Origin of the sequence: Collinsella aerofaciens (genome assembly GCF_018785245.1) — a bacterium.
Lineage (GTDB): Bacteria > Actinomycetota > Coriobacteriia > Coriobacteriales > Coriobacteriaceae > Collinsella > Collinsella aerofaciens_AD.
Window position 1 is genome coordinate 180325 of the sequence record NZ_WQPL01000019.1, and the last position, 25060, is coordinate 205384.

Genomic DNA, 25060 nt, shown 5'->3' on the forward strand with positions numbered 1-25060 from the left:
GATGGCAGACGTCAAGAAAATCGCCACGCGCGTAAGCTACGGCGAGGCCCTCGTCGAGCTCGCCAACGAGCACGATGACTTTGTGGTCCTCGACGCCGACCTGGCCGCCGCCACGCAGACCGGCAAGTTCAAGGCAGCCTGCCCCGACCGCTTCTTCGATGTGGGTATTGCCGAGAGCAACCTGATGGGTGTTGCCGCCGGTATCGCAACCACCGGTCGCGTTGCCTTTGCGAGCACCTTTGCCATGTTCGCCGCCGGCCGCGCCTTTGAGCAGGTCCGCAATTCCATCGGCTACCCGCACCTTAACGTTAAGATCGGTGCCACGCACGCCGGTATCTCGGTGGGCGAGGACGGCGCCACGCACCAGTGCTGCGAGGATATCGCTCTCATGCGCGTTATCCCCGGCATGACCGTGATTGTTCCCGCCGACGACGTGGAGGCCCGCGCCGTGACGCGCGCCGCCTACGAGTGCGACGGCCCCGTGTACATGCGCTTCGCCCGTCTGGCCTCGCCGGTTATCAACGATCCCGAGACCTACAAGTTCGAGTTGGGTAAGGGTATTGTCATGCGCGAGGGCGCCGATGTGACCATCATCGCCTGCGGCCTGATGGTCGGCGAGGCTCTCGAGGCCGCCGAGCAGCTCGCTGCCGAGGGCATCGACGCCGAGGTCATCAACATGCACACCATCAAGCCCATCGATGCCGACCTGATCGTCAAGAGCGCCACCAAGACCGGCCACGTCGTGACCGTCGAGGAGCACTCCGTGATCGGTGGCCTGGGCAGCGCCGTTGCCGACGTCCTGTGCGAGCAGTGCCCGACGCCGCTCAAGAAGATCGGCGTCAACGACACCTTCGGTGAGTCTGGCCCGGGTGCCGAGCTCTTGCACAAGTATGGCCTGGATGCCGCCAACATCGTGGCGACCACCAAGGAGTTCTTGGCATAAGGCAAGGCGGATCTCAAGGACTGCTTCGCCAGAACTATAAAACTGTTTCGCCAGTACTATGGAAACCCGGCAGGGGCGCTCTCTTGGAGAGCGCCCCTGTTTCAGTTGCGGTGAAATAAGGACTGTTTTGCAAGCTTAAAGGCTCAACAGTCCCTATTTCACCGCAACTTATGAAGACGCCCCTCAAGCACGGTCCCATCAGGGAAAAGGGCATATATCGGCAAAGTGCAATTCAGACCCTTCCAACTTTGTATATGCAGCACCCCAAGATAAACGCGGCGGCCCCTTAGTAGCCGCAGGCCGCGTACAGGGTTACTCTCCAAATCTTTCCGCAGGACGGAGGAGCCCCTGCCGCGCGAAGCGCGCAGCGGGGGCTCCGACATGTCCGAGGACGATTTCGAGAGTAACCCTGTGCCCGGCCGACGGGATCCCTAAGCACGCCATGCTTCTTATGTGCAGCAAAGCTAATGCTGCTAAAATACAAAGCGCTCATGTAGTTTAAACGCACGACGATAAGGAGCACCAGTGGGTAACCACTTCCGTACCTCCGGTGCGGGCGATGATGCCCCCAAGACGCAGGCAGGCGTCCAGGGCAGTCGTTTCGCCACTCCGGATTCAGAGGGCCAGCCTGTTGCTCAGGCCCCCGCTCAGCCGGCAGATCAGGCACAGCCGGCATCCGATCCCTTTGCCTACAATCCAACCAGCGATGTCGCGCTTTCCGGCACGGCGGGTTTTGAGCCCGTTCAGGCCGTGACCGCTCGCGTGGAGCAGCCTCAGGCTGGCGCCGCCACGCCGCAGCCTACCATGGCCGGCATTCCCGACCCCATGGCCCCTGCGACGCCGGCTCCTCAGTCTGCGCAGTCCGGTCTCTTTGCCGCTATTCCCGACCCCACGCAGCCTGCTGCCCCGGTGGTCGAGAGCGATCAGGCCGCCGAGGTCGCAAGCCTCGATAACGCGCTCAACAACCCCGATTTTACGTCGGTGTTTGCACCCATCGATCCGCAGGCCAGCCGCAAGAAGATGGCCAAGCAGGCCGGTGTCGAGCCCGTCATCCTTATGGAGCATGTCACCAAGATCTATCCGGCACAGCCCAACAAGCCTGCACTCGACGACATCAACATCGAGATCTATCCGGGCGAGTTCGTCTTCCTGGTCGGTCACTCCGGCTCGGGTAAGACCACGCTGCTGTCGACGCTCAACCGTGACGTCAAGCCGACGAGCGGTCGCATCCTGGTTGCCGGTCAGGACCTCATGAAGATCAAGAACCGCAAGGTTCCGTTCCTGCGCCGCCAGATTGGCGCCGTGTTCCAGGACTTTAAGCTTCTGCCGCAAAAAACCGCCTACGAAAACGTGGCGTTTGCCCTGCAGTGTATCGGCAAGCCCAAGGGCGTCATTCGCAGCCAGGTGCCCGAGGTGCTGCGTCTGGTCGGCCTGGCCGATCAGATGGACTCGCTGCCCGACCAGCTTTCCGGTGGCGAGCAGCAGCGCGTTGCCGTCGCCCGCGCTATGGTCAACCGCCCGCCGCTGCTGATCTGCGACGAGCCCACGGGTAACCTCGATCCGGCGATCTCGCTGGGCATCATGAAGCTGCTCGAGCGTATTAACCGCACTGGCACCACCGTGATCGTCGCCACGCACGACCGCGAGATGGTCGATAGCATGCACCGTCGCGTGATCGCCCTCGAGGGCGGCCACGTTATCCGCGATCAGGAGAGGGGAGGTTACGGCAACTATGGCACCAACTAACGTGGGCTACTCCTTCAAAGAGGCAATCAGCCACTTCTTCCGTAACTGGACTACCTCGCTCGGCGCCGTCATCACGATCTTCCTTTCGCTGTTTATCATCGGCCTGTTCATCATGGGCTCCGCGATGCTGAACTCCGTGATCGGCACCGTCGAGGATCAGGTTGTCATCAACGCGTTCATTAGTGATGACGCCGATCAGGCCGATGTTCAGGCTTTTGAGGCCGAGCTTAAGACGTGGAATAACGTCAAGTCCGTGACCTATAAGGACAAGGACGACGCGCTGGCCGAGTATACGAGCAAGATGTCGGGCAACGCCGACGCCACCATGAGCGCACTCGATGGCCAGAACCCGCTGCCGGCTTCGTTTGCAATTGAGATGGACGATCCGTCCAAGGTCGAGAGCACGGCAGAGAAGCTCAAGAAGGATGCCGATTTCCAGAAGATCGCGGATGACGGCGACGTCAACGCGAGCGTGCTGTACGGCCAGGAGGAAGTGAGCCGTCTGTTCCAGGTGACCAACTACATCCGCATCGCCGCCGTGGTGCTCGTTGGCCTTCTGACCTTTATCGCATTCATCTTCATCAACAACACGATTCGCCTGTCCATCACGGCGCGTCGTCGTGAGATTGCGATTATGCGTCTGGTCGGCGCCAGCAACGGCTTCATTCGCGGCCCGTTTATCACCGAGGGCGTGCTGCAGGCCATTTTGGGCTCGCTGCTTTCCATCGGCGTTCTGGAGCTGCTGCGCAATCTGATGATTCCGCGTCTGCAGGAGAGCATCGGCTGGATGTCGTTTGCCCTGCCGATGCAGTACTACCTGGTGACCTATGCTGCGCTGATTCTGGTCGGCGTGATTATTGGTCTCTTTGGTTCTGCCATCGCCATGCGCCGCTACCTGCGCGTGTAGGCATGTCTGGAATTCATCCCTTCCAACGGGTCGTCTCCTATGGGGCGGCCCGTTTTTTGATTCCTAGGGGACGGCAGGAAAGCGAATCATTTGGGTAGACTCTTTGGAGTTCGCAATCGATAGTTAGGAGGCGCCATGGGGCGCAATAACAAGCATAAGCGTGGAGCTCGCAATAAGCGCGGGCCGGTGCGCAGCGAACGCCGTCCGAGCCTGACCGGGCGCGTGCAGCTCCATGAGCATAGCGCCTACGTTGTAACCGAAAACGGCGACTACAAGGTCATGGGCCGTGGTAAGCGCGAGATCATGGATGGCGATACCGTTGCCGTGAGCATTAAGAACAGCCCGCACGGTGAGCGGCGCGCCGTGATCGAAGGCGTGGTTGAGCGCGCAGCCATAAGCGTGGTGGGTACGTACCAGACCGCCGGTCCGCTCGGTGTGATCGAGCCGCTCGATTCGCGTCTGAAGGCCGACTTCTTCATTCTGCCCGAGGATACCTCGGCGGATCGTCTGGGTGTCCACTCGGGTGATGCTGTTGTTGCGCGCATTTTGACCTACCCGACGCGCCTGGAATCGGGCACCGTGACGATCGAACGCCGCATTGGCGGAGATGACGCGCCCGATTTGGGCGTTCAATATGTGATGGCGCGTTACGGCTATACCGATAGCTATCCCGAGGCCGCGCTGGACGAGGCCGAGGGGCTTTCGCTCGATGTGTCCGCGGCGCTTAAGGACCCGCTCCGCCGCGATTTGCGTGACCGCTTTGTCATCACGATCGACCCGGTCGACGCGCGCGACTTTGACGATGCCATTTCGCTGGAGCGCACGCCCGAGGGTGGCTACAAGCTGGGTGTGCATATCGCCGACGTTTCACACTATGTGGCTTGGGACAGGCATATCGATCTTGAGGCTCGCCATCGTACGACATCGGTGTATCTGGCCGATCGCGTGCTTCCCATGCTGCCCGAACGCCTGTCCAATGACCTGTGCTCGCTTCGTCCCGACGAGGACCGCTTGGCGTTTACCGTCGACATTGAGCTCGACGCGCAGGGCCGCGTGCGGCATTATGATCCGTACCCCAGCGTGATTCGCTCGCGTGTGCGTATGGACTATGACGGCGCCGAGGCGCTGCTGGTGCGTGCCGGTGCGGTTGAGTATTCGGTGCTGGAGGGTGCGGCCGAGGATGTTGCGGCTGCCGAGGCCTCGCGCGAGGAAGCGCTTGAGCGCGGTCTTGCGTGCGAGGAGACTGCCCGCGGCTACAACATCGACCTCGGCGATTTCCTTGTCGCCGCTAACGAACTCGCCGAACTTCGCCGTCGTATTCGTCGCGCCCGCGGCTCAGTCGATTTTGACACGGCCGAGATTCGCGCTCTATTGGATGAGGACGGAGTGCCCGTGCAGATTGTGGCGCGTGAGCGTTCGTGTGCCACGTCGCTTATCGAGGAAGCCATGCTGCTCGCCAACGAGTGCGTTGCAGAGTGGCTGGCCGACCGCGATATCGAGGCCTGCTACCGCGTGCATGATGACCCCAGCCCTGACAGCCTTCACGGCGCCGCCGTGGCACTGGCTCAGCTGGGTATTATCGATGACCGCCGCGCAGCCGGTATTGCCTTGGGAAGTCCCGATGAGCTGCAGGCTGCAGTTGATGCTGCCGCCGGTACGGCTAGCGCGCCGCTCGTCAACACGCTGCTTCTGCGCAGCATGCAGCGCGCGCTGTACAAGCCGCGCAACGAGGGTCACTTTGCGCTCGCCGCGCCGTGCTACTGCCACTTTACGAGTCCCATCCGTCGCTACCCCGATCTGGTGGTGCACCGCGTACTCAAGCTGCAGTTGGCCTATGAGCAGCTCGGCGGCAAGGACGCCTTGGTCCGTACGTCGCGGCTGATCGGCAAGGGACGCGAGTCGCTGCCGCGCATTCTGCCGCAGATCTGCCGCGCATGCAGTGATGCCGAGCGCGCGGCAGATGCCGCCAGCCATGCGACGCAAAAGATCAAGATTGCCCAGTACTATGAGGACCGTCTAGGCGAGCGCTATGCCGGAACCGTCTCGTGGGTTAGCAGCATGGGCCTCTTTGTGCGCTTGGACCTGACGCAGGTCGAAGGCTTGGTTTCGATCAAGAGCCTGGGCAACGAGTGGTTCGAGTTCGACGAGGACGCGCTAACGCTCACGGGTGCCGACACGGGCACCCGTTACGAGCTGGGGCAGCGCGTGATCATCGAGGTCTCGCGCGTCAATACCACGCGTGGGCACTTGGACTTCAAGCTTATCCATTAGCCAAATCCCGACTGATGGTGGGGGAGCGGAGGGCGGCCTTTTGGGACCGCCCTCCGCATTTGAATCGTGGCTACCTTGCCGTCTGCTCGGCCGCCCGCTTACCTGCTATTTGAGAGGTAAAACCTACCAAAATAAACCTGTCCCTTTTTGGCAGGTTTACAAGAAAGCGGGGATGAGATGGCGACGGTGTACGGTTATGCGCGGGTGAGTTCGCGCGATCAGAACCTTAATCGGCAGCTGGATGCGCTGGGCGCCTATGGCGTGGGCTCGGCGAATATTTATGCCGACCATGCGAGCGGCAAGGACTTCGATCGACCGCGTTATCGCGAGCTGCTGCACGTCCTGGGAGACGGGGACGTACTGGTGGTGCTATCTATCGACCGACTTGGTCGTAATTACTCCGAGATTCTTGAGGAATGGCGACGCATTACCAAGGAGCTCGGGGTTGCCATTGTGGTGTTGGACATGCCATTGCTTGACACGCGCGTCAGGGCCAGCGGCGCGCCGGATGTGACCAACACCCTGATTGCCGATATTGTGCTGCAACTGCTGAGCTACGTGGCGCAGGTGGAGCGCGAGAATATCCATCGGCGCCAGGCGGAGGGAATTGCAGCGGCGCGGGCGCGAGGGGTCCGTTTCGGTCGACCTCGCAAGCCGTGCCCTCCTCAGTTTGAGCTGGTGCGCGATAGCTATGAGGCGGGCGATATTACCCGCAGCCAGGCAGCAAAGTGCCTGGGCGTGTGCGTGGGGACGTTCGATCGCTGGATGCGCGAGGCGGGGTAGGGGTTTGCGTCGCTTTGTCGCTTCCTGTTGCGATTCAAATTTTGATACGGTGACGATGTCATTTGGGGTACACTCGCTGGTATTCAAAAAAGGAGGTTGGCCCTTGGCGCGCGTAAAACAAATAATCGGATGGACCGCGATTGTTCTGTTCGTTGCAACGCTGGCGGGCATCTGGGTGCTGACGGAGCAAAATGCGGCGGAGACGTCGTTGCTGAGCGAGTCCACCGCGCGTGTGGTGGAGGGTCAGGCTACGGGCGTCAAGGCTGCCGATGCCACGGGTGAAGCCCAGACGGAGAACGGAATGACCGGGGGCGCCGATTCGGCTGCCTCGAATGTCCGGTCTGGCCGACTTGCTTCCATTCGCATGTGGGTGGGCACAAACGTCCGTCGCGTTGCCCATACCGTAGAGTTTTTCTTCGTCGGATTATTCGCCTCCGTGGTCGTGGTTTGCTTTTCCAGGCGTCCGTGGAGCGTATGCTCCCGTTGCGTGCCCGTATTGCTCTTTTGCGCCGCCTGCTCCGTTGGCGATCAAATACATAAGATCTTTGTTCCCGGCAGACATTTCGACGTTATCGATTTAGGATTCGATGCTGCGGGCTATGTCACCGCCATGCTGTTGGTATTGCTGGCAGCGGCGTTGGTGCGCCATGCGATTCGGCCGATCGGCGCCCATGCGAGGCACTAGCCTTAAGACGAGACATCGCGACTGCCTATGCTTCGACATTGACTACAATAACGGCTGCAATCGCGAGTGGTCGTCGATGTGCAGTTTTCCAGACACCTGTTTTCTCTAAGAAAGGAAATCCCATGACCGTACTGTTTGTTGAATATCCCAAGTGCTCGACCTGTAAGAAGGCCAAGGCATGGCTGGACGAACATGGGGTAGAGTATATCGATCGCGATATCGTTTTGGACAATCCCACGGCTGATGAACTTGCGACCTGGATTGCTCGTTCGGGGCTGCCGGTGCGGCGCTTCTTTAATTCGTCGGGCATGAAATATCGAGAGCTGGGCCTGAAGGCGCGTCTGGATGCGGGCATGACGGATCGGGAGTGCTACGAGCTGCTGGCGACCGACGGCATGCTGGTCAAGCGTCCGCTGCTGGTGGGCGACGATTTTGCGATTCCCGGCTTTAGGGAATCGGCTTGGGCCGAGGCGTTGCTGTAGCGGCTGCGGAAAGTGCGTCCCGTTTTGAGCTCGGATTCCGGGACGCAGTTTCCGGTTGAAGGGGCTAGCGGAAACCGTATCCCAGTTTGAGCGCGAAATCTGGGATACGGTTTCCGTTTGGGGCCTCTAGGGGAAAGCGCGTCCCGTTCTGGACGTAAATTCCGGGATGAGCTTTCCGGTTGGCGGGCATATGCGCTAATCCTCAAGCTGTGCCCATTCGTGCGGATCGTAGATCTTTACGTGCTTGTTGGGCTTGCCGCTCCAGTACTCCTCGTCCATAAAGGGCAGATATGCCTGAACGCCGGGGCAGATAAAGGGAATCCGCTGCTGTTGCAGTCGCTCGCGCTGGCGCTGCTCCAGGTGCGCCTCGGATATGACGGTCGGCATACCGGACAGCTCGACGAGGCTTGCCTGGATTCGCTTAAGGTCGGGGAGTCCCGCGTGCCATGACACCCGCATGATCAAAAAGGATGCACGGCGGTATTTTGCCTGCATCACCGTGATGGCGGGGCGCAGTGTGGGATGGATTTTGTCCCGTTCGGGCCAAAGGTCAGCAGTGATCTCGAGGCCCAGGGTCTCCCATAGGTAATCAAGCTCTTCGTCCATGGTGCCTCGATATCCGTGCAATGATGACGGTTCGATTGTGCCATCAGCCGTGAGTGCTGCATTGTTGTAATCTACCAGCGGTAGATGTGGGATGTTTTACGGGCTTTGACGCCGTAGGTGTTGCTGGTGCTTCACAGGTCCTTCACGGGTTGGACTAAATTAGGCCAATTTGACTGAATTTCAAAAAAGTCAAAATTGGGGCTTGCGTCACGGCGAGACTTCCCGTATATTTCTTTCTTGCGCAAAGGCACAGCCGAGCGCAGCGATGCAGTCATTGGGATGTCGTCTAATGGCAGGACAGCGGATTCTGGTTCCGTCAATGGGGGTTCGACTCCCTCCATCCCAGCCATTGCATTTGCTACATATGGCCCGTTCGTCTAGCGGTTTAGGACGCCGCCCTCTCAAGGCGGAGATCACCAGTTCGAATCTGGTACGGGCTACCAAAATTGAACGCCCGGGCCTCGTAAGAGACCCGGGTTTTGTGTATTGACCGTATATACGGCGCCTGCCGTGTTTCGCTCAGATCGAGGAGTAGCCATGGATCTGCCCATCAGCTTGCAAGACATCACGTATGCCGAGAACTATCTGGCGCAGGGCGACCTGGCTACGGCGACGCCGCTGCTGGAGCGTCTGGTGGAGCTCGCCGAGGAGTATATCGACGCTGAGTGCAAGACGGAGGAGAAGCGCCAATTCTTTAGCTTCGATAGCAAGTTTGAGCGCTTGGCCTATCGCCGCGTGGAGAAGGATCCGCGCGAGCTCGTGCAGGTCGAGGTGCCGTTTGACCGCCTGTACTCTGACATGGCGTTTGCCTACATTCGCCAGCAGGATTATGTGAGCGCTCGTAATGCCCTGATGCAGGCTGTGCGTTGGGACCCCATGAACTGCAACTATCGCTTGGATTTGGCCGAGCTGTTCCGCGCACTCGAGGACAAGCAGGAATGGGCATCGCTCTCGTTCTCGGTGCTGGAGCGTGCAAGTGATGGCAAGTGCGCCGCCCGTGCTTACGCCAATCTAGGTCAGTACTTCTTGGAGCCCGAGACCGAGAACGTTTCGGCTGCCGTGGGCTGCGCGCGTCTGGCGCTGCGCCTGGCGCCCAACGATGCGCATACGACGCGCCTGCTCAACAAGATCCATACCACCTATCCGGATGCCGCCGATGAGAGCGACGAGCACGTGATGGGTGAACTGGCCCTGCAAGGCGTTCCGACCTCGCCTTCGGCCGAGATTGCCATCTGCCTGATTATGTGCGCGACCGATGCCGCAAGCGACGGCGACAAGCAGGAGGCGACGCGCCTGACGGTACGTGCTCGCGACTTGGTGGGCGAGGAGGCCTGCGCGGCGATTATTAAACTGGTGCGCGAGAGCGATGCCGAGCTCAATGCCGAGCGCAAGGCAAAGCGCGAGGCTGCGGGCTCAAACGCCGATGGCGCCAAGGAGGCCGGCGATGCCCAGTAAGCGCGAGCGCAAGCTCATTTCCAAGAATCGCTCGGCGCATCACGAGTACTTTATCGATGAGACATTTGAGTGTGGCATTGAACTGAGCGGCACCGAGGTCAAGTCGATTCGCGAGCGCGCCTGCCAGATCACCGATACCTTCGCGCTGATCCGCGGCGGGGAGTGCTGGCTCGTCGGCCTGCATATCCACCCCTATAGCCATGGTGGCGTGTGGAATCGCGATCCCGACCGTCGGCGTCGTCTGCTGCTGCACCGCAAGGAGATCGACTTTCTTGACGGCAAACTTCGCAACCGTGGTTATGCGCTGGTTCCGTTGGAGCTCTACTTTAATACCGACGGCCGCGTAAAGCTGCTGCTGGGTCTGGGTCGCGGCAAGAAGCTCTACGACAAGCGCGAGGACATGGCCAAGCGTGATGTCCAACGCGAGATCGACCGCGCCCTCAAGGAACGCAACCGGTAGGCGCTCTATATAAGTTGCGGTGAGATACGGACTGTTTTGCCTGTTTGAGGGGCTATTCAGTCCCTATTTCACCGCAACTGCGGGCGTCTTATCTTTCTTACTGTTCTGACACATATGTCTCAAAGGCGGCGTCCGTTATGGGTGCCGCCTTTTTTGTGGGTACATACATTCATGAGGTTCCAACCCGAGCTAGGGGAGTGATCGTTATGGACAAAACTGCGTTCTTTACCATGCCGAGTGGCCTGTACGTGGTGAGCGCCGCGGCAGACGGGCTGCGCGCCGGCTGCGTCATCAACACTGCGGTGCAGGTGACGTCCATGCCGCCGCGTATTTCGGTTGCCGTGAACAAGGACAATGTCACCTCGGGCGTCATCGCATCGGCCAAAGCGTTCGCGCTGACCGTGATCGATCAGACCGCCGACATGCTCTACATCGGAAACTTTGGGTTCCGCACCAGCAGCGATTATGACAAGTTTGCCAAATACGAGACCCGCGAGACGGCTCTGGGCATGCCCTATGTGCCCGAGCACGCGGCGGCCCTGTTTAGCTGCCGTTTGATCGACACTGTGGATGTGGGCACGCATCTGCTGTTTATTGGCGAGGTCGAGGATGCCGAGCGCCTGAGCGACGAGACGCCGCTGACGTACGACTACTATCACAAGGTGCTAAAGGGCAAGACGCCGCCCAAAGCCTCGTCGTATCAAGGCTAGAAATGTTCTAAAAATACTTGCATTATGTTATTGAGAATATATACTAATAAGTAAGTACACCAGCAGTCACGTTCGAGAGGAGAACATCATGGCTGAGGAGAAGAAGACGTATAAGTTTGTGTGCACCGTTTGCGGTTACGAGGTTGAGGTCGACACGCCCGAGCTGCCCGAGGACTACGTGTGCCCGGTGTGCGGCGTCGGTCCCGATCAGTTTGAGCTCGTCGAGGAGTAACTCGCAGGCACACGGCGAAAGCCGAACATAGCTCTGTCCAAGGGTCCCGGTCGAATTCTCGGCCGGGACCCTTTTGATTTATCTGACGGTTTAAACCGGTCTCACGTGTTACAGATTAAGACGTTATATCTGGACAGTCACGCCATCCCAATTACATCCCCGTTAGCAGCACGATGTCGAGAATCGTCACGATGACGCCGATCCCTACGAGCAGCGCGTTGAGCGGGCGCGAGTTGGCGTATTTGCCCATAACGCGGGCTGAGCTGGTGAGCCGTATGAGCACAAAGACCGTAATCGGCAGCTGAAGCGACAGCAGCGCCTGACTCCAAATGAGACCCTCAAAAGGATTCGGGACGACCAGGCACGCCGCCACTGCGCCGACGAAACAGGCCGCCACTCCGATCGAGGAATGTCGGTCGTGGATGTCATATTCCTCGTAGAACATGCCCGCGGTGATGGTGCCCGCCGCCATGCCCGCCGTCACACTACTCGAGAGCCCCGCAAATAGCAGCGCCACGGCAAAGATGGTCGAGCTTGCCGGGCCCAGAATGGGGGAGAGCGTGGCCGCTGCGACGGCGAGGTCGTCTACGACCATGCCGTGCGCAAAGAAGGTCGTTGCGGCCAGGATGACCATGGCCGAGTTGATCGCCCAGCCCACGCCCATCGAAAAGAGCGTGTCGAAGAGCTCGTAGCGCAGACGTTCCTCGATAACCTGCTTGCCTTGGCCTTCGAAGTGCATGGATTGGATGACTTCGGAGTGCAGGAAGAGGTTGTGGGGCATAACGACCGCGCCTAGGACACTTACGATAATCGCGGCCGAGCCGGTGGGCATACTGGGTGTGATCCAGCTTGCGGCGGCCATCGGCCAGTCGACCTTGACTAGCGTGAGCTCGGCCAAAAACGAGAGTCCTACCACGCCTACGAAGGCGATGATCCATCGCTCGGCACGCTTGTAGGAGTTCGTCATGAGCATCGCCATCGATACTGTCGCCACGATGACGCAGCCCGCGCGCACGGGCAGCCCAAAGAGCATCTGGAGCGCGATCGCACCGCCCAGGACTTCGGCCATGGCGGTGGCGATGGTCGCGAGGTAGGCGCTGGCAAGCACCGTGCGCCCAACGAAGCGGGGAAGGTAACGTGTCGTGGCCTCGGCAAGACAGGCGCCCGTGGCGATGCCCAGGTGCGCCGCGTTGTGCTGCAGCACGATGAGCATGATCGTGGACAGCGTGACGATCCACAGCAGCGCGTAGCCAAACTGCGAGCCCGCGGCCATATTGGAGGCCCAGTTGCCCGGGTCGATAAAGCCGACGGTCACGAGCAGTCCGGGGCCGATATGCCGGGCGATATCCAGACCTCCGTGGCCTCCGGTGCGGTGCGAGCCAAAGTGTTGTTTGAGATGGTTGAGCATGGCTGGTTCCTACGTTGGGGTGGCGTGGCGCTGCACTTGGGTTGCGCGGCGCCACGCCCTGGGTTTAGGTTTGGGCTACTTGTGCGCCTTGCCTTGGTTGGCCACGGCGTCGATCTTGGCGGCGATGGTCGCCGGGTCGCCGATGTAGCGCTTGTCGAGGACGTTGAAATCGGCATCGAAGGTGTAGACGAGCGGCACGCCGGTGGGGATGTTGACCTTGAGGATCTCCTCGGGCGTGAGGTGCTCGAACTTCATGACGAGAGAGCGCAGGGAGTTGCCGTGTGCGGCGATGAGTACGCGCTTGCCGGCGAGCATCTGGGGGCGAATCTCGTCTTCGAAATAAGGCCAGGCACGGGCTATCGTGTCCTTGAGGCACTCGGTGTAGGGCAGCTGGTCGGGTGCGACATCACGGTATTGCTCCTGGGTGTGGGGATCGCGCGCGTCGTTCGGCTCGAGTGCCGGCGGGCAGATATCGAAGGAGCGGCGCCAGATGAGCACCTGTTCGTCGCCGTGCTCCGCCGCGGCATCGGCCTTGTTGAGACCCTGCAACGCGCCGTAGTGGCGCTCGTTGAGCTTCCAGGATTTGATGACGGGCAGCCACTCGCGATCCATTTGGCCGAGCACGATGTTGAGGGTGTGGATCGCGCGCTTGAGGCGCGAAGTGTAGCAGACGTCAAAGTCGAAACCGGCTTCTTTGAGGGCTCGACCGCCTGCGGCGGCTTCTTCGCGGCCCGTGTCGGTGAGCTCTGCGTCGGTCCAGCCGGTGAACAGGTTGAGTTTGTTCCACTCCGACTCTCCGTGGCGGATAAGGACGAGTTGGATCGTCTGTTGGTCTGTCTGGTTTGCCATAGGGGCCTCCTTAATGTGGCACGGCATGCGTGCCGTTTGTTTGACGCCGCAAAGGATACCCGTTTTAGGCTAAAAAGTTAACCAAGACTAACAAAATTGTTGTATTTGAATAGGATGGTGAAAGGGGATTGCTGAAATGTCTTGATCTGTAACAACTAGGGATGGAAATTGGACCTAGGTGTTACAGATCGAGACAGGAAGAAATGGTCCTATGGAAAATCTCGATCTGTAACAGTTAGCTGCAAAAACCGGCCCTTCGTGTTACAGATCGAGACATTCGGAGCCGTTTCTCAAAAACGTCTCAATCTGTAACATCTAGGCGCCAAAATTGGGTCTTCCTGTTACAGATTGAGATGTTTGAAGCGGTGAGCTTGAAGACCGAACTTGGGGCCCTTGTTGTCGTCCTTGAGGTCGGCGGCGCCCACTCGTAGGGCGTGCGTTACGCGATTGTTTCGAAACGGGTGGGAAACACAACGGGCCGGCGATGCTCCTAGTATGCCTATTCAACTGACTGACTAAATATCTAGGGGAGGATCGCGATGCAGGCAGATTCCGCTCAGCAGCAGGGCCTTTATCGCCCCGAATTCGACCACGATGCGTGTGGCATCGGCGCGCTCGCCGATATCAACGGTGAGCGCCATCACCAGATTCTGGACGATGCACTGTCCATTCTGGTCAACTTGGAGCACCGCGGCGGTACGGGACTCGAGAAGAACACCGGCGACGGCGCCGGCATCCTGTTCCAGGTTCCGCATCATTTTTTTCGCAAAGAGGCTCAAAAGTGCGGCCAGATTCTGCCGGCAGAGGGCGACTATGGCGTGGCCATGCTGTTCTTCCCGCAGGACGACAAGGGCGTAGAGGATGCCCGCCGCGTGTTTGAGGAGGGCTGCGCCGAGGCCGGCGTGCCGCTGCTCTTTTGGCGCGAGGTGCCCGTCGACCCGCACGACCTGGGCGAGACGGCCCGCGCCTGCATGCCTACTATCCTGCAGGCTTTCCTGGGCCGTCCGGACGACACGCCGGCGGGCGACGCCTTCGAGCGTCGTCTGTACGTGTGCCGCCGCACCATCGAAAAGAAGGCCGACGCTGAGTTCGCCCTGCGCGACAAGATCTTCTATGTGTGCTCCATGAGCTCGCGCACCATCGTGTACAAGGGCATGCTTGTTGCCACGCAGATGCGCCGCTTCTTCATCGACCTCAACGACGCCGCCGTCAAAACGGCCGTGGCACTCGTCCACTCGCGCTACTCCACCAACACTACGCCCAGCTGGGAGCGCGCGCACCCCAACCGCTTTATCATCCACAACGGCGAGATCAATACCCTCAAGGGCAACGTCAACTGGATTCGCGCCCGCGAACCCAACCTGTACAGCCCCGTGCTGCAGCACGATCTTGAGCGCGTGATGCCCATCATCAACCGCGAGGGCTCCGACTCCGCGATTCTGGACAATGTGCTTGAGTTTTTGGTCATGAACGGTCGTCCGCTCACGCGTGCCGCATCCATGCTGCTGCCCGAGCCGTGGGACCACAACGACAGCCTGAGTGAGGAGCGCCGCGCCTATGACGCTTACCAGTCCATGCTCATGGAGCCGTGGGACGGTCCTGCGGCCATCGCCTTTACCGACGGCCGTACCTTGGGTGCCGCCCTCGACCGTAACGGCTTGCGTCCCGCCCGCTACTATGTGACGCGCGACGGTCGCTTTATGCTGGCAAGCGAGGTGGGCACCATCGAGGTGAGCCCCGAGAACATCCTGACGAGCGGCTGTCTGGGGCCGGGCCAGATGCTCGAGGTTGACTTTGCCCGCGGCTGCGTGATCTACAACGATGAGCTGCGCGCCCGCTATGCCAAGGAAAAACCCTACCGCGACTGGATTGCCGAGGAGACGCTGGCCGTTGACGCGCTCGATGAGCCCGTCGCGCCCACGCCCGCCGAGGATACCGAGGTGCCCGCCGCCGTGCGCATGGCCAAGCTCGGGTATCACTGGGATGATGTTGACGAAGTCGTGCGTCCCATGGCCCAGCAGGGCAAGGCGCCGCTCGCCTCGATGGGTATCGATGCGCCGCTGGCCTGCCTGTCCAAGAAGACGCGCTCATTCTTCGACTACTTCTATCAGCTGTTCGCTCAGGTCACGAACCCGCCGATCGACGCCCTGCGCGAGCATATGGTCACTTCGACCACGCTCTACCTGGGCAACCACGGTAACCTGCTCGAGGACTCCCGTACGGCCTGCCAGCTGGTGCGCCTGGAGCGTCCGCTGCTGAGCGAGGAGGAGTTCGAGCGTATCTGCGCCATCGACCGCGTGGGCTTTAAGACCCGCCGTTTCCGTGCCGTCTACCGCCGCGATGCCGGCGAGGGTGCGCTGCAGGCTGCGCTCAAGCAGCTTGCAGAGGACGTTGAGGCCGCGGTTCGCGACGGCGTGAACATCGTGGTGTTGAGCGATCGCGCCGCTGCGGGCGAGGTGCCCGTACCGTCGCTGCTCGCCGTGGGCTGCGTGCACAACCACCTGATCCGCGCCGGCGTGCGTACCTTTGCCGACATCGTGGTGGAGTGTGGCGACGCCGTGTCCCCGCACGACTTTGCGGCGCTGGTGGGCTACTCCGCGAGCGGCATCTATCCGTACAACGCGCATGCGTGCATTCGCGACTTGGCGACGCACGGCGATCTGGACGTGACAGCTGAGCAGGGCATCGCCAACTACAACAAGGCTGCGACCGCCGGCATCGTCTCCATCATGTCCAAGATGGGCATCTCCACGGTGCAGAGCTACCACTCCGCGCAGATCTTCGAGGCCGTGGGCTTCACTCCGGAGTTCGTCAACGCGTACTTCGCCGGCACGGTGAGCCGTGTGGGCGGTATGGGTGTCGAGGACGTCGAGCGCGAGCAGAATGAGCGCTACGACGCCGCGCTCGCTATCCTTAAGAGCCCGGCTCCCGATCAGCTGCCCACACTGGGTCTGACTAAGTGGCGCCCGCTCGGCGGCGAGGATCACCTCATCGATCCGCAGACTGTCTACTTGCTGCAGACCGCCTGCCGTGAGGACAGCTACGACACCTTTAAGGAGTACAGCGCCCGCCTGCACCGCACCGGCCGTGCCGTGCGCCTGCGCGACCTGCTCGACTTTGATGCCAGCGGCCGCACCCCGGTTTCGCTCGACGAGGTGGAACCTGCGCTCAATATCGTCCGCCGCTTTAACACCGGCGCCATGTCGTATGGCTCCATCAGCAAAGAGGCGCACGAGTGCATGGCCATCGCCATGAACCGCCTGCACGGCCGTTCCAATTCCGGCGAGGGCGGCGAGGATCCGCGTCGCGAGACCCCACTGGCTAACGGTGACTCCAAGAACTCCGCGATCAAGCAGGTAGCAAGTGCGCGATTTGGCGTGACGAGCCGCTACCTGTGCAGCGCCTTCGAGATTCAGATCAAGATGGCCCAGGGCGCCAAGCCTGGCGAGGGCGGTCACCTGCCCGGCAAGAAGGTCTACCCCTGGATTGCCGAGGTCCGTCAGTCCACGCCCGGCATCGGCCTGATCTCGCCTCCGCCGCACCACGACATCTACTCCATCGAGGACCTGGCAGAGCTGATCTTTGACCTTAAGAACGCCAACCCCGGCGCGCGCGTGTCGGTCAAGCTGGTCAGCGAGGCCGGCGTCGGCACCATCGCCACCGGCGTGGCCAAGGGCGCTGCCGACAAGATTTTGATCAGCGGCCACAATGGCGGCTCGGGTGCCGCTGCGCGCGACTCTATCTGGCACGCGGGTCTGCCGCTGGAGCTTGGCCTTGCCGAGGCCCAGCAGACGCTGCTGCAAAACGGTTTGCGCTCACGCGTGGTGCTCGAGGCCGATGGCAAGCTCATGGACGGCACCGACGTCGCCGTCGCCTGCCTGCTGGGTGCCGAGGAGTTTGGCTTTGCGACCATGCCGCTCATCTCCATGGGCTGCCTCATGCAGCGCGACTGCCAGCAGGATACCTGCCCGGCCGGCATCGCTACGCAAAACTGCCGCCTGCGTCGCGGCTTCCGCGGCAAGCCCGAGCACGTTGAGCACTTTATGCTCTTTGTTGCCGAGCAGCTGCGCGAGGTCATGGCGAGCCTGGGCTTCCGCACCGTCGACGAGATGGTCGGCCATCCCGAGTGCTTGCGCCAGATCGAGGTCCCGGGCAACCGCAAGGCCAACCTGCTCGATCTGTCGCCCGTGCTGGCAAGCGCGACCTGCGAGTTCGGTGCCCATATTCCGGGTGCCGACGGCCGTCACTTCCTGCCGCAGATGGCCGCGGACAGCGAGCTCGACAAGACGCTCGACTCCACGTTGTTTGTGCCCTATACGGCCGATGCCCGTGCGCACCTGCGTCCGATTCGCTTCCGCGCCGATATCGCCAACGTCAACCGCTGCGTGGGCACCATCCTGGGCAACGCGGTGACCAAGGCGCATCCCGAGGGTCTGCCCGCCGGCTCCATCACCATCGATTGCGATGGTTCGGCTGGCCAGAGCTTTGGCGCGTTCCTTCCGCGTGGCATTACGCTCAACGTGTGCGGCGACGCCAACGACTACTTTGGCAAAGGCCTTTCGGGCGGCGAGGTGTCGGTGCGCCCCAACCCGCATGCGACCTACAAGTTCGACGAGAACATCATCGTGGGCAACGTTGCATTCTTTGGTGCTACGAGCGGCCGCGGCTTCATTAACGGCCTGGCCGGTCAGCGTTTTGCCGTGCGCAACTCCGGTGCCACCGTAGTGGTCGAGGGCTGCGGCAACCATGGCTGCGAGTACATGACGGGCGGTCTGGCGCTCATCCTGGGCGAGGTCGGGCAGAACTTCGCTGCCGGTATGACGGGTGGCGTGGCCTATGTCTTTGACCAGTACGGCACGCTCGATGCCCGTGTGAACCACGAGAGCGTTGAGCTCAAGGCCCCGACGGCCGGCGAGCTGGCGCAGATTCGCGAGCTCATCCAGGAGCACGTGGACGCGACGCAGAGCCCGCGTGGCATCAAGCTGCTCTACAGCTTTGAGACGATGAGCAAGCACTTTGTGAAGGTCATTCCGACCGAGTATGAGCGCGTGCTGGCGATTGTCGCCGCGGGCGAGGCTGCCGGCAAGACGCATGCGCAGGCTGAGGAGCTGGCGTTTGACATCGTGACCGGTCGCGCCGACGCTGCTGATGTTGCCCGCTTTGATGTCGCGGGCGGCGCTGCCGGCTCTGTTGCTTCGACCAAGAAGGAGGCGTAAGTGCCATGGGTAAGCCCGGTGCTTTTCTTGATATCGATCGCGTGACCCACGAGCTTCGCCCCGTGGAGGAGCGCAGCCATGATTTTGATCCGCTGTACGTGGAGCTCGATGACGATGCACGTCGCGCTCAGGCGAGCCGCTGCATGATGTGCGGCGTGGCGTTTTGTCAGATGGGTGCGAGCTTTGGCAAGGCACGCCCGAGCGGCTGCCCGCTGCACAACCTGATTCCCGAGTGGAATGAGCTGGTGTACCGCGGCCGCTGGGACGAGGCTGCCGAGCGTCTGTCGCTCACCTCGCCCATGCCCGAGTTCACGAGTCGCGTGTGCCCGGCGCTGTGCGAAGCCGCGTGCAACCTGGGTTCGGTCGATGGCCAGCCCACGACGATCCATGACAACGAGCGTGCGATCAGCGACCATGAGTGGGCAAATGGCGGTCCGCGTCGCTTTGAGCCGGCGGGAGAGGACGCGCCCACGGTCGCCGTGGTGGGCTCCGGTCCTGCTGGCCTGGTGGCTGCGTGGGAGCTCGCGCGTCGCGGTGCCCGCGTGACGGTGTTTGAGCGTGACGACCGCCCGGGCGGCCTGCTCATGTACGGCATTCCCAACATGAAGCTCGAGAAGTCCGTGGTCGAGCGTCGCGTGGCGCTCATGCGCGAGCTGGGCATTGTGTTTGAGCTGAGCGCCGACGTGACGGACCCTGCGGTAACAGCCAAGCTCAATGGCTTTGACGCCGTTGTGGTGGCTGCTGGTGCCCGTGCTCCGCGCGGGCTTTCGGCTACGAATGTGGATGCCCCGGGCGTGGTGTATGCCGTGGACTACCTGACGGCCTCGACCGTCTCGGTGCTCGATGGTGGTGAGCCCGCGGTGAACGCGCGCGGCCTGGACGTTGTGGTCATTGGCGGCGGCGATACGGGAAACGACTGCGTGGGTACCGCGGTGCGCCAAGGCGCGCGCAGCGTGCGCCAGTTTGAGTTCTTGCCGGCTGTGCCCGATAAGCGCGCGGCGAGCAACCCCTGGCCGCAGTGGCCCAATGTGAAGAAGACCGACTACGGCCAGCAGGAGGCTATCGCTGCGATGGATGGCGAGATGCGTGCCTGGGGCGTGGATACGCTCGAGGTACTGCTGGATAAGAAGGGCGCGGCAGCGGGCCTGCGCGTGGTCGATCTGGATTGGTCGGCCGGCAAGCCTGAACGCATTGCGGGCTCCGAGCGCGAAGTGCCGGCGCAGCTGGTGCTCATCGCCTGCGGCTTTACGGGCCCGGAGCACGGTGTGTTCGACGCCGTTGGCGTGTCCGTTGCCACTGCTGGTCGTCCGCTGCCTGTGATGGCTGCCGAGGGCTCGCATCTTGCGGCGCGTGTCGACGGCGTCGCCGCGGGCGCCACACCGGTATACGTGGCCGGCGATGCTCGCAATGGCAGTTCGCTCGTGGTAAGCGCCATGGCCGACGCCCTGGCCTGCGCTGCCGAAGTCGCCGAGGCGCTGGAGCTGTAAGGCGGCTGTTCACAATTGAATCGTCAAGGGCTGTCCCCAACTGCCGGCACATAAGGAGCGTCCCCAAGTGCCGGCATGCTGGGGACGTTCCTTTTGGGTCGGCATTCGGGGACACTTCTTGCGGGTTTGCGACCGATTTGTTCGTTTGTCGACGCGCGAGTGTCCATTCGGCGTCTTTTTGAGCTGTGGTCACCTGTTGTTTCTGTGGTGGCTGTGGGCATATGGCTCAAAAGGGCGGGTTGGCCGTCTATGTTTACCTGCGGTTTTATTGCGGTGCGCATTTTCGGTCAAGCATCCCGTCAAGTGTTTGGTCAGCAGTTGGTTTGCAGCCGGAGGCCTATTTTGTCCGTGCTGACAGTGGCTGCCCACCCTCCTCGTAAGCTCAAATTGAGGTTCATCAGTTTGAGGAGGATGCCGTGACTGACCACGTTTTAGACCGAGCGCATCTGGCCGAAGCCGTCGGTAACGATATTGCCGACATGGCCCATTTTTGGATGCTGCGGAAGTTTCAGTTTTTGGAGCCGGCGCGCGAGCAGTTCGAGATCATTGTCGACCCGTGGCTCGGCTATTGCACCGAGCCTTCCCAAAACGAAATCATGGCCTACAACATGGCATTTACCGATTGGCTGCTCTTCGAGCGCCCCTATCGCCATGGCAAGACGCTGCTCGAGCTGTATGTTGATGAGCCGCCGGCATCGCTTTCGCCTGCCTCGCTCAAGCGGCTCGAGCAGGTACGCGACACGCAGTATTTCTCGCGCTTTGGCATTTTGGACAAGGATCCTGCGACTGGTATGGTCGCGCTGAAGGACACACGCACCGACCGTCGCTTTGACGTCTACGATCCGCATATCGTGCAAAAGGAGCATTGGAGCGACGGAGCGATTGCGGTGCGCCTCGCCTGCGTCGACGATGTCTGGCTGACGGCGGGACAACTCTATCTGTATGACATCGCACGCCTGAGTGACACGGCGGTCGATGGGCCTGGTGCGGTGCATCCGGAGGACCTGCAGGATGGCTTTGACACCTCGTGCATCAGTTTCTTCTTGCGTCTGGTCCGCGACATCATGGGCGCCCAGGGGCGGTACGTAAAGTCGCTCAACATCTACGAGCAGGAGTGGGAGTAAGGGATGGGCTGTCGCAGCGCCGCCGCGTGTCTATTTGTCTCGATCTGTAACGTTTAGGGACAAAAAACCGGTCTACCTGTTACAGATCGAGACGAATGCTTGGGCGCTGCTGATTTGTCTAAATCTGTAACGTTTAGGGCCCTGGAGAACGTCTAACTGTTACAGATCGAGACGTTTGGCACCTGGTTGGGGGGAATGTCTCAATCTGTAACATCTACAGGCCAAAACTCGACCTACCTGTTACAAATTGAGACAAAGGTTGGACGCGGTGTCGAAAGATCTCGATCTGTAACATCTAGCGGCCAAAAATCGGTCTTCCTGTTACAGATCAAGACATTTGTCAGCGGAGGCAACGGTGACGATGGTCCATTTGTCTGACGTGGTGGTGATGAAAGTGTCTAATACCGTTCTCAAACACAAACATGCGACTCGCAACACGTTGGCGCGGAACAGGATGCTCGCGCGGCTCACGGAGGCGACCGAGCAAGGTACGCTGCTCGCAACGCATGACAATACCGAGCTCATGTGGTTGCGACGCCATGTTGGAACCGACGATATTGCGGAGCCCGAGCCGTACCTGTTCTGTTTTCAGCATGATTGGGATGCATTGACGCTGACGGAGCGAGCACTGAGGACTATCAGAGGGCTTGCGGAATTTCATCCCGATTGGGCGTTTTGGGGATATGACGCCGCACTGATATGGGGTCTGGAGGTGCCGAATGATCTGCTCGGGCCGCGTTATCTTGTTAAGACAGGTTGCTCGGTGCCGCTGAGTGCAGGATGTCGGCTGTTGCGTCCGCAGGCGGCGGGTGCGCTTGAACAAGTCGACGGCGTGTGGGCGACGCCGTTTTGGCGCACGGTAGATGATTGCTTGCTGCGTGCGCCGTTCTCCTACGGGTTGGCGATTGCCGATTCTGCACTGCGGGCGAAAGGCGTATCGCGTGGGGATTTGTGCGAGCGCCTCCGCGTCGATTGTAAGGGCAGGCGAGGGTATCGCAGGGCACAGGTGATTGCGTCGTATGCGGACGGGCTGTCCGAAAACGGCGGCGAGTCTCGGTTCCGAGCGTTCTTTATTGCGTACGGCTTTCCGGTTCCGGAGCTGCAGGTGGAGTTTCGCGACCCGCTCGATCCGAGCCAGGTGTTTCGCGTCGACTATTTTTGGCGGCTCGAGAACGGGACGTGTGTCATCGGCGAGCTCGACGGAAAGGGGAAGTACACCTTGCAGAACGGCGAGGGTCGGGAGTCGGTCGACCCATTCGTGGCAGAACGTCAACGGGAGTCCCATCTGACAATGCTCGGGCATAAGGTGCTTCGGTTTACGTTTAACGAACTCAAAGACCCGGGGAAGCTGGTCGAGAAAATGAGGCTGGCGGGTATTCCGCGACGGGCTGATTTGGCTGAGGAATGGAGATGCCGGTGGTATGGGCGCTGAGAGGTTTTGTCTCAATCTGTAACGTTTAGAGGTTATTTGAGCTCGTAACTGTTACAGATCGAGACAAACCGCTGAAACGTCGACCGAATGTCTCGATCTGTAACATCAAGGGGCCCAATAACCCTGTACCTGTTACAGTTCGAGACATTCCCCTGATGTTGCTGGGATGGGGCTGCAACGTATTCCGTCCCCCACATCCCCTCTTCCCTCCGTTAACCGATATGTTTGACTTTAGTTCGCTGCATTAGGTGATAATGGACAAATGTTCAAGTTAATTGCGAGGGAGGAGCTCGATATGGCGTCTGCCGATCGTTCCACGTTGTTTATCAATGCGACCGTCCTGGATGGTTCGGAGCATATGGAGCCGCAACCCGATATGGCCGTGACTGTTGAGCGCGGTGTCATCACGTGGATGGGGCCGAGTGCTGTGGCGCAGGCACCTGCAGGTGCCGAGGTCATCGACCTGGCAGGTGCGTATCTCATGCCCGGTCTCATCAATATGCATGTGCATCTGTGCGGTTCGGGCAAGCCGGTTTCGGCGGGCGATGCGGGCGCGCTGATGAAGAAGCTCGATAATCCCGTGGGGCGCGCCATCGTGCGCCATATTCTTAAGGGCAGCGCCCAACAACAACTGGCAAGCGGCGTGACCACGGTGCGCGGCGCGGGCGACCCACTGTTTGCCGACATCGCCGTTCGTAATGCCATCGACGCCGGCAAGTATCAAGGTCCTCGCCTGGTGGCGCCGGGAACGGGCGTCACGGTGCCGGGCGGCCATGGTGCGGGCTTGTTCGCCCAGGTGGCAAACAGTCCCGCCGAGGCAGCCGAACAGGTGCGCGACCTGTATGCGCGCGGTGCCGACGTCATTAAGCTGTTCGTAACGGGCGGTGTGTTCGATGCGACCGAGGTGGGCGAGCCGGGCGTGCTGCGTATGCCGGTGGAGGTTGCCGCGGCGGCGTGCAAGGCGGCGCACGATATGGGCCTTCCGGTCATGGCCCATGTCGAGAGTACCGAGGGTGTGAAGGTTGCGCTTGAGGCCGGCGTTGACACGATTGAGCACGGCGCTCCGTTGACGTCCGAGATTCTGGAGCTGTACCGTGGCACCGCGGGCACGCAGCTCGAGGGGCGTGCGCCCAGCGTTACCTGCACTATCAGCCCGGCGCTGCCGTTTGTATTGCTCGACCCGGAAAAGACCCATTCGACCGATACACAAAAGAAGAACGGCGACATCGTGTGCTCGGGCATCATCGAGAGCGCCCGTGCCGCACTGGAAGCTGGCGTTAAGGTGGGCCTTGGCACGGACTCGAGCTGCCCGTTCGTGACGCAGTACGACATGTGGCGTGAGGTGGCCTATTTTGCCAAGTACGTGGGTGTGAGTAACGCCTTCGCGCTGCATACGGCCACGCAGGTCAATGCCGAGCTGCTGGGGCTGGGCGGCGAGACCGGCACAATCGAGTGCGGCAAGGCCGCCGATATCCTGGTGACGCGCAAGAATCCGCTCGATGACCTGTGCGCACTGCGTGAGCCGATGCACGTGATGTGCCGTGGTGATCTGGTGCGCAAACTCAAGGTGAAGCGTATTCCCGAGGTGGACGCCGAGCTCGACGCGATTATGGCCATGCCTGCCGAGGCGTTGGCCGAGGAGCTTGCCCGCGATGGCGTGGCGTAAGCGCGCGATATGGCGATGCGACAAAGGGACAATCCTTTTGTCATAATCAGAAAAAGCCGAGGTCCCAGTGCGAGGCCTCGGCTTTTATTTGTCCCATGGTATGGCGGCTATGAGCGCGTCTCCATCTTGGCATGGCACTTGGGGCAGGTGACGCGGATCTTGCCTTTGCCCTTGGGAACGGAGAGCATCTGGCCGCAGTTGGGGCACTTGAGATAGGCCGTGGTCTTGCGGCCCTTCCACATCTTCTTGGCTGTGCGCTTGGCACGTTCAAAGTCTTCCTTGCTAGTACCGGCTGCGCGCGAGGCGTTGGCCGCTGCAGCTCCGCCGCCCAAGCTAGCTACAAACTTGCCCAAGCCGGGTACGTTTGCAGTCGCGGCGACAAAGGCCTCGTTCTCCTTGCGACGTGCATCGATATTTTTGGACAGGCCGCGCAGCACGCCAATCACGATTACGGCGATGGCAATCCAGCTGAGCCACTGGATACGAGCCATCGAACCGATCATGGCGATGATAATGCCTGCGAAGCCCATCACGATGGTGAGTTCGTCAGCGCCATTGCGGCCCTTCATAAAGTCATTCATGCAAATTGCCTTTCATT

Annotated in this window: 20 protein-coding genes and 2 tRNA genes; 18 read left to right on the forward strand and 4 right to left on the reverse strand. The window is 60.8% G+C overall.

Annotated elements, in window-relative coordinates; genetic code table 11:
* The first annotated feature begins 1 nt into the window (after position 1).
* The 7 genes from GPK39_RS04890 to GPK39_RS04920 all read left to right on the forward strand — a co-directional run bounded on the left by GPK39_RS04890 (position 2) and on the right by GPK39_RS04920 (position 7817).
* A complete protein-coding gene (locus GPK39_RS04890) occupies positions 2 to 943 on the forward strand; it encodes a transketolase family protein (RefSeq protein WP_006235309.1) in 942 nt (313 codons plus the stop codon).
* A 525-nt stretch (positions 944 to 1468) separates the two neighbouring features.
* A complete protein-coding gene (ftsE, locus tag GPK39_RS04895) occupies positions 1469 to 2689 on the forward strand; it encodes a cell division ATP-binding protein FtsE (protein WP_271739717.1) in 1221 nt (406 codons plus the stop codon).
* Complete coding sequence (ftsX, locus tag GPK39_RS04900) at positions 2676 to 3596, forward strand: permease-like cell division protein FtsX (RefSeq protein ID WP_006235311.1); 921 nt, start codon at positions 2676 to 2678, stop codon at positions 3594 to 3596. Before ftsE ends, ftsX begins: the two co-directional genes overlap by 14 nt.
* A 135-nt stretch (positions 3597 to 3731) precedes the next feature.
* Positions 3732 to 5867, forward strand: a complete 2136-nt coding sequence (locus GPK39_RS04905) for a ribonuclease R family protein (RefSeq protein ID WP_215674096.1) — start codon at positions 3732 to 3734, stop codon at positions 5865 to 5867.
* Between the two features lie 177 nt (positions 5868 to 6044).
* Positions 6045 to 6650 carry a recombinase family protein gene (locus GPK39_RS04910; protein ID WP_035137411.1) on the forward strand — a complete coding sequence of 202 codons (606 nt, stop codon included), beginning with the start codon at positions 6045 to 6047 and terminating at the stop codon, positions 6648 to 6650.
* Between the two features lie 103 nt (positions 6651 to 6753).
* Positions 6754 to 7335: a VanZ family protein gene (locus tag GPK39_RS04915; RefSeq protein WP_215674098.1), complete on the forward strand. Its 582-nt coding sequence runs from the start codon at positions 6754 to 6756 to the stop codon at positions 7333 to 7335.
* A gap of 122 nt (positions 7336 to 7457) precedes the next feature.
* Positions 7458 to 7817, forward strand: coding sequence for an arsenate reductase family protein (locus tag GPK39_RS04920; RefSeq protein ID WP_118226386.1), 360 nt, complete (start codon positions 7458 to 7460; stop codon positions 7815 to 7817).
* Between the two features lie 195 nt (positions 7818 to 8012).
* On the opposite strand, the gene GPK39_RS04925 is transcribed toward GPK39_RS04920, so the two are convergent.
* Positions 8013 to 8423: a hypothetical protein gene (locus GPK39_RS04925; RefSeq protein ID WP_055285677.1), complete on the reverse strand. Its 411-nt coding sequence runs from the start codon at positions 8421 to 8423 to the stop codon at positions 8013 to 8015.
* Positions 8424 to 8698: 275 nt separating this feature from the next.
* Between GPK39_RS04925 and GPK39_RS04930 the strand changes: the two genes are divergently transcribed.
* From GPK39_RS04930 to GPK39_RS04955, 6 genes are all read left to right on the forward strand, one after another.
* A tRNA-Gln gene (locus GPK39_RS04930) sits at positions 8699 to 8772 on the forward strand.
* Between the two features lie 17 nt (positions 8773 to 8789).
* Positions 8790 to 8866 (forward strand) — tRNA-Glu (locus tag GPK39_RS04935).
* Between the two features lie 94 nt (positions 8867 to 8960).
* Positions 8961 to 9878 carry a tetratricopeptide repeat protein gene (locus GPK39_RS04940; RefSeq protein WP_215674100.1) on the forward strand — a complete coding sequence of 306 codons (918 nt, stop codon included), beginning with the start codon at positions 8961 to 8963 and terminating at the stop codon, positions 9876 to 9878.
* Positions 9868 to 10338, forward strand: a complete 471-nt coding sequence (smpB, locus tag GPK39_RS04945; protein WP_006235325.1) for an SsrA-binding protein SmpB — start codon at positions 9868 to 9870, stop codon at positions 10336 to 10338. Before GPK39_RS04940 ends, smpB begins: the two co-directional genes overlap by 11 nt.
* Before the next feature lie 206 nt (positions 10339 to 10544).
* Positions 10545 to 11048 (forward strand): flavin reductase family protein, encoded by a 504-nt coding sequence (locus GPK39_RS04950; RefSeq protein ID WP_117746556.1) that lies wholly within the window; start codon positions 10545 to 10547, stop codon positions 11046 to 11048.
* 88 nt (positions 11049 to 11136) lie between these two features.
* Entirely contained in the window at positions 11137 to 11280 is a 144-nt protein-coding gene (locus tag GPK39_RS04955; protein WP_035137395.1) for a rubredoxin-like domain-containing protein, read from the forward strand.
* A 151-nt stretch (positions 11281 to 11431) separates the two neighbouring features.
* Here GPK39_RS04955 and GPK39_RS04960 read toward each other — a convergent pair whose 3' ends face one another.
* On the reverse strand, positions 11432 to 12688 hold the full coding sequence (locus GPK39_RS04960) for an Nramp family divalent metal transporter (RefSeq protein WP_215674102.1): 1257 nt from the start codon (positions 12686 to 12688) through the stop codon (positions 11432 to 11434).
* A gap of 75 nt (positions 12689 to 12763) precedes the next feature.
* Positions 12764 to 13537, reverse strand: coding sequence for a 2,3-diphosphoglycerate-dependent phosphoglycerate mutase (gene gpmA, locus GPK39_RS04965; RefSeq protein WP_215674104.1), 774 nt, complete (start codon positions 13535 to 13537; stop codon positions 12764 to 12766).
* A 539-nt stretch (positions 13538 to 14076) separates the two neighbouring features.
* Between gpmA and gltB the strand changes: the two genes are divergently transcribed.
* The 5 genes from gltB (at position 14077) to GPK39_RS04990 (ending at position 24462) form a co-directional block, all read left to right on the forward strand.
* Positions 14077 to 18753: a glutamate synthase large subunit gene (gltB, locus tag GPK39_RS04970; RefSeq protein ID WP_215674107.1), complete on the forward strand. Its 4677-nt coding sequence runs from the start codon at positions 14077 to 14079 to the stop codon at positions 18751 to 18753.
* A gap of 5 nt (positions 18754 to 18758) precedes the next feature.
* Entirely contained in the window at positions 18759 to 20240 is a 1482-nt protein-coding gene (locus GPK39_RS04975) for a glutamate synthase subunit beta (RefSeq protein WP_215674108.1), read from the forward strand.
* 416 nt (positions 20241 to 20656) lie between these two features.
* Complete coding sequence (locus GPK39_RS04980) at positions 20657 to 21364, forward strand: hypothetical protein (protein ID WP_215674110.1); 708 nt, start codon at positions 20657 to 20659, stop codon at positions 21362 to 21364.
* A gap of 361 nt (positions 21365 to 21725) precedes the next feature.
* Positions 21726 to 22796 carry a hypothetical protein gene (locus GPK39_RS04985; RefSeq protein ID WP_052044070.1) on the forward strand — a complete coding sequence of 357 codons (1071 nt, stop codon included), beginning with the start codon at positions 21726 to 21728 and terminating at the stop codon, positions 22794 to 22796.
* Positions 22797 to 23091: 295 nt separating this feature from the next.
* A complete protein-coding gene (locus GPK39_RS04990) occupies positions 23092 to 24462 on the forward strand; it encodes an amidohydrolase family protein (protein WP_252204678.1) in 1371 nt (456 codons plus the stop codon).
* A gap of 107 nt (positions 24463 to 24569) precedes the next feature.
* Here GPK39_RS04990 and GPK39_RS04995 read toward each other — a convergent pair whose 3' ends face one another.
* The gene (locus tag GPK39_RS04995; protein WP_035137389.1) at positions 24570 to 25043 is read right to left on the reverse strand and encodes a hypothetical protein; all 474 of its coding nucleotides are present in this window, start codon (positions 25041 to 25043) and stop codon (positions 24570 to 24572) included.
* Positions 25044 to 25060: the final 17 nt, after the last annotated feature.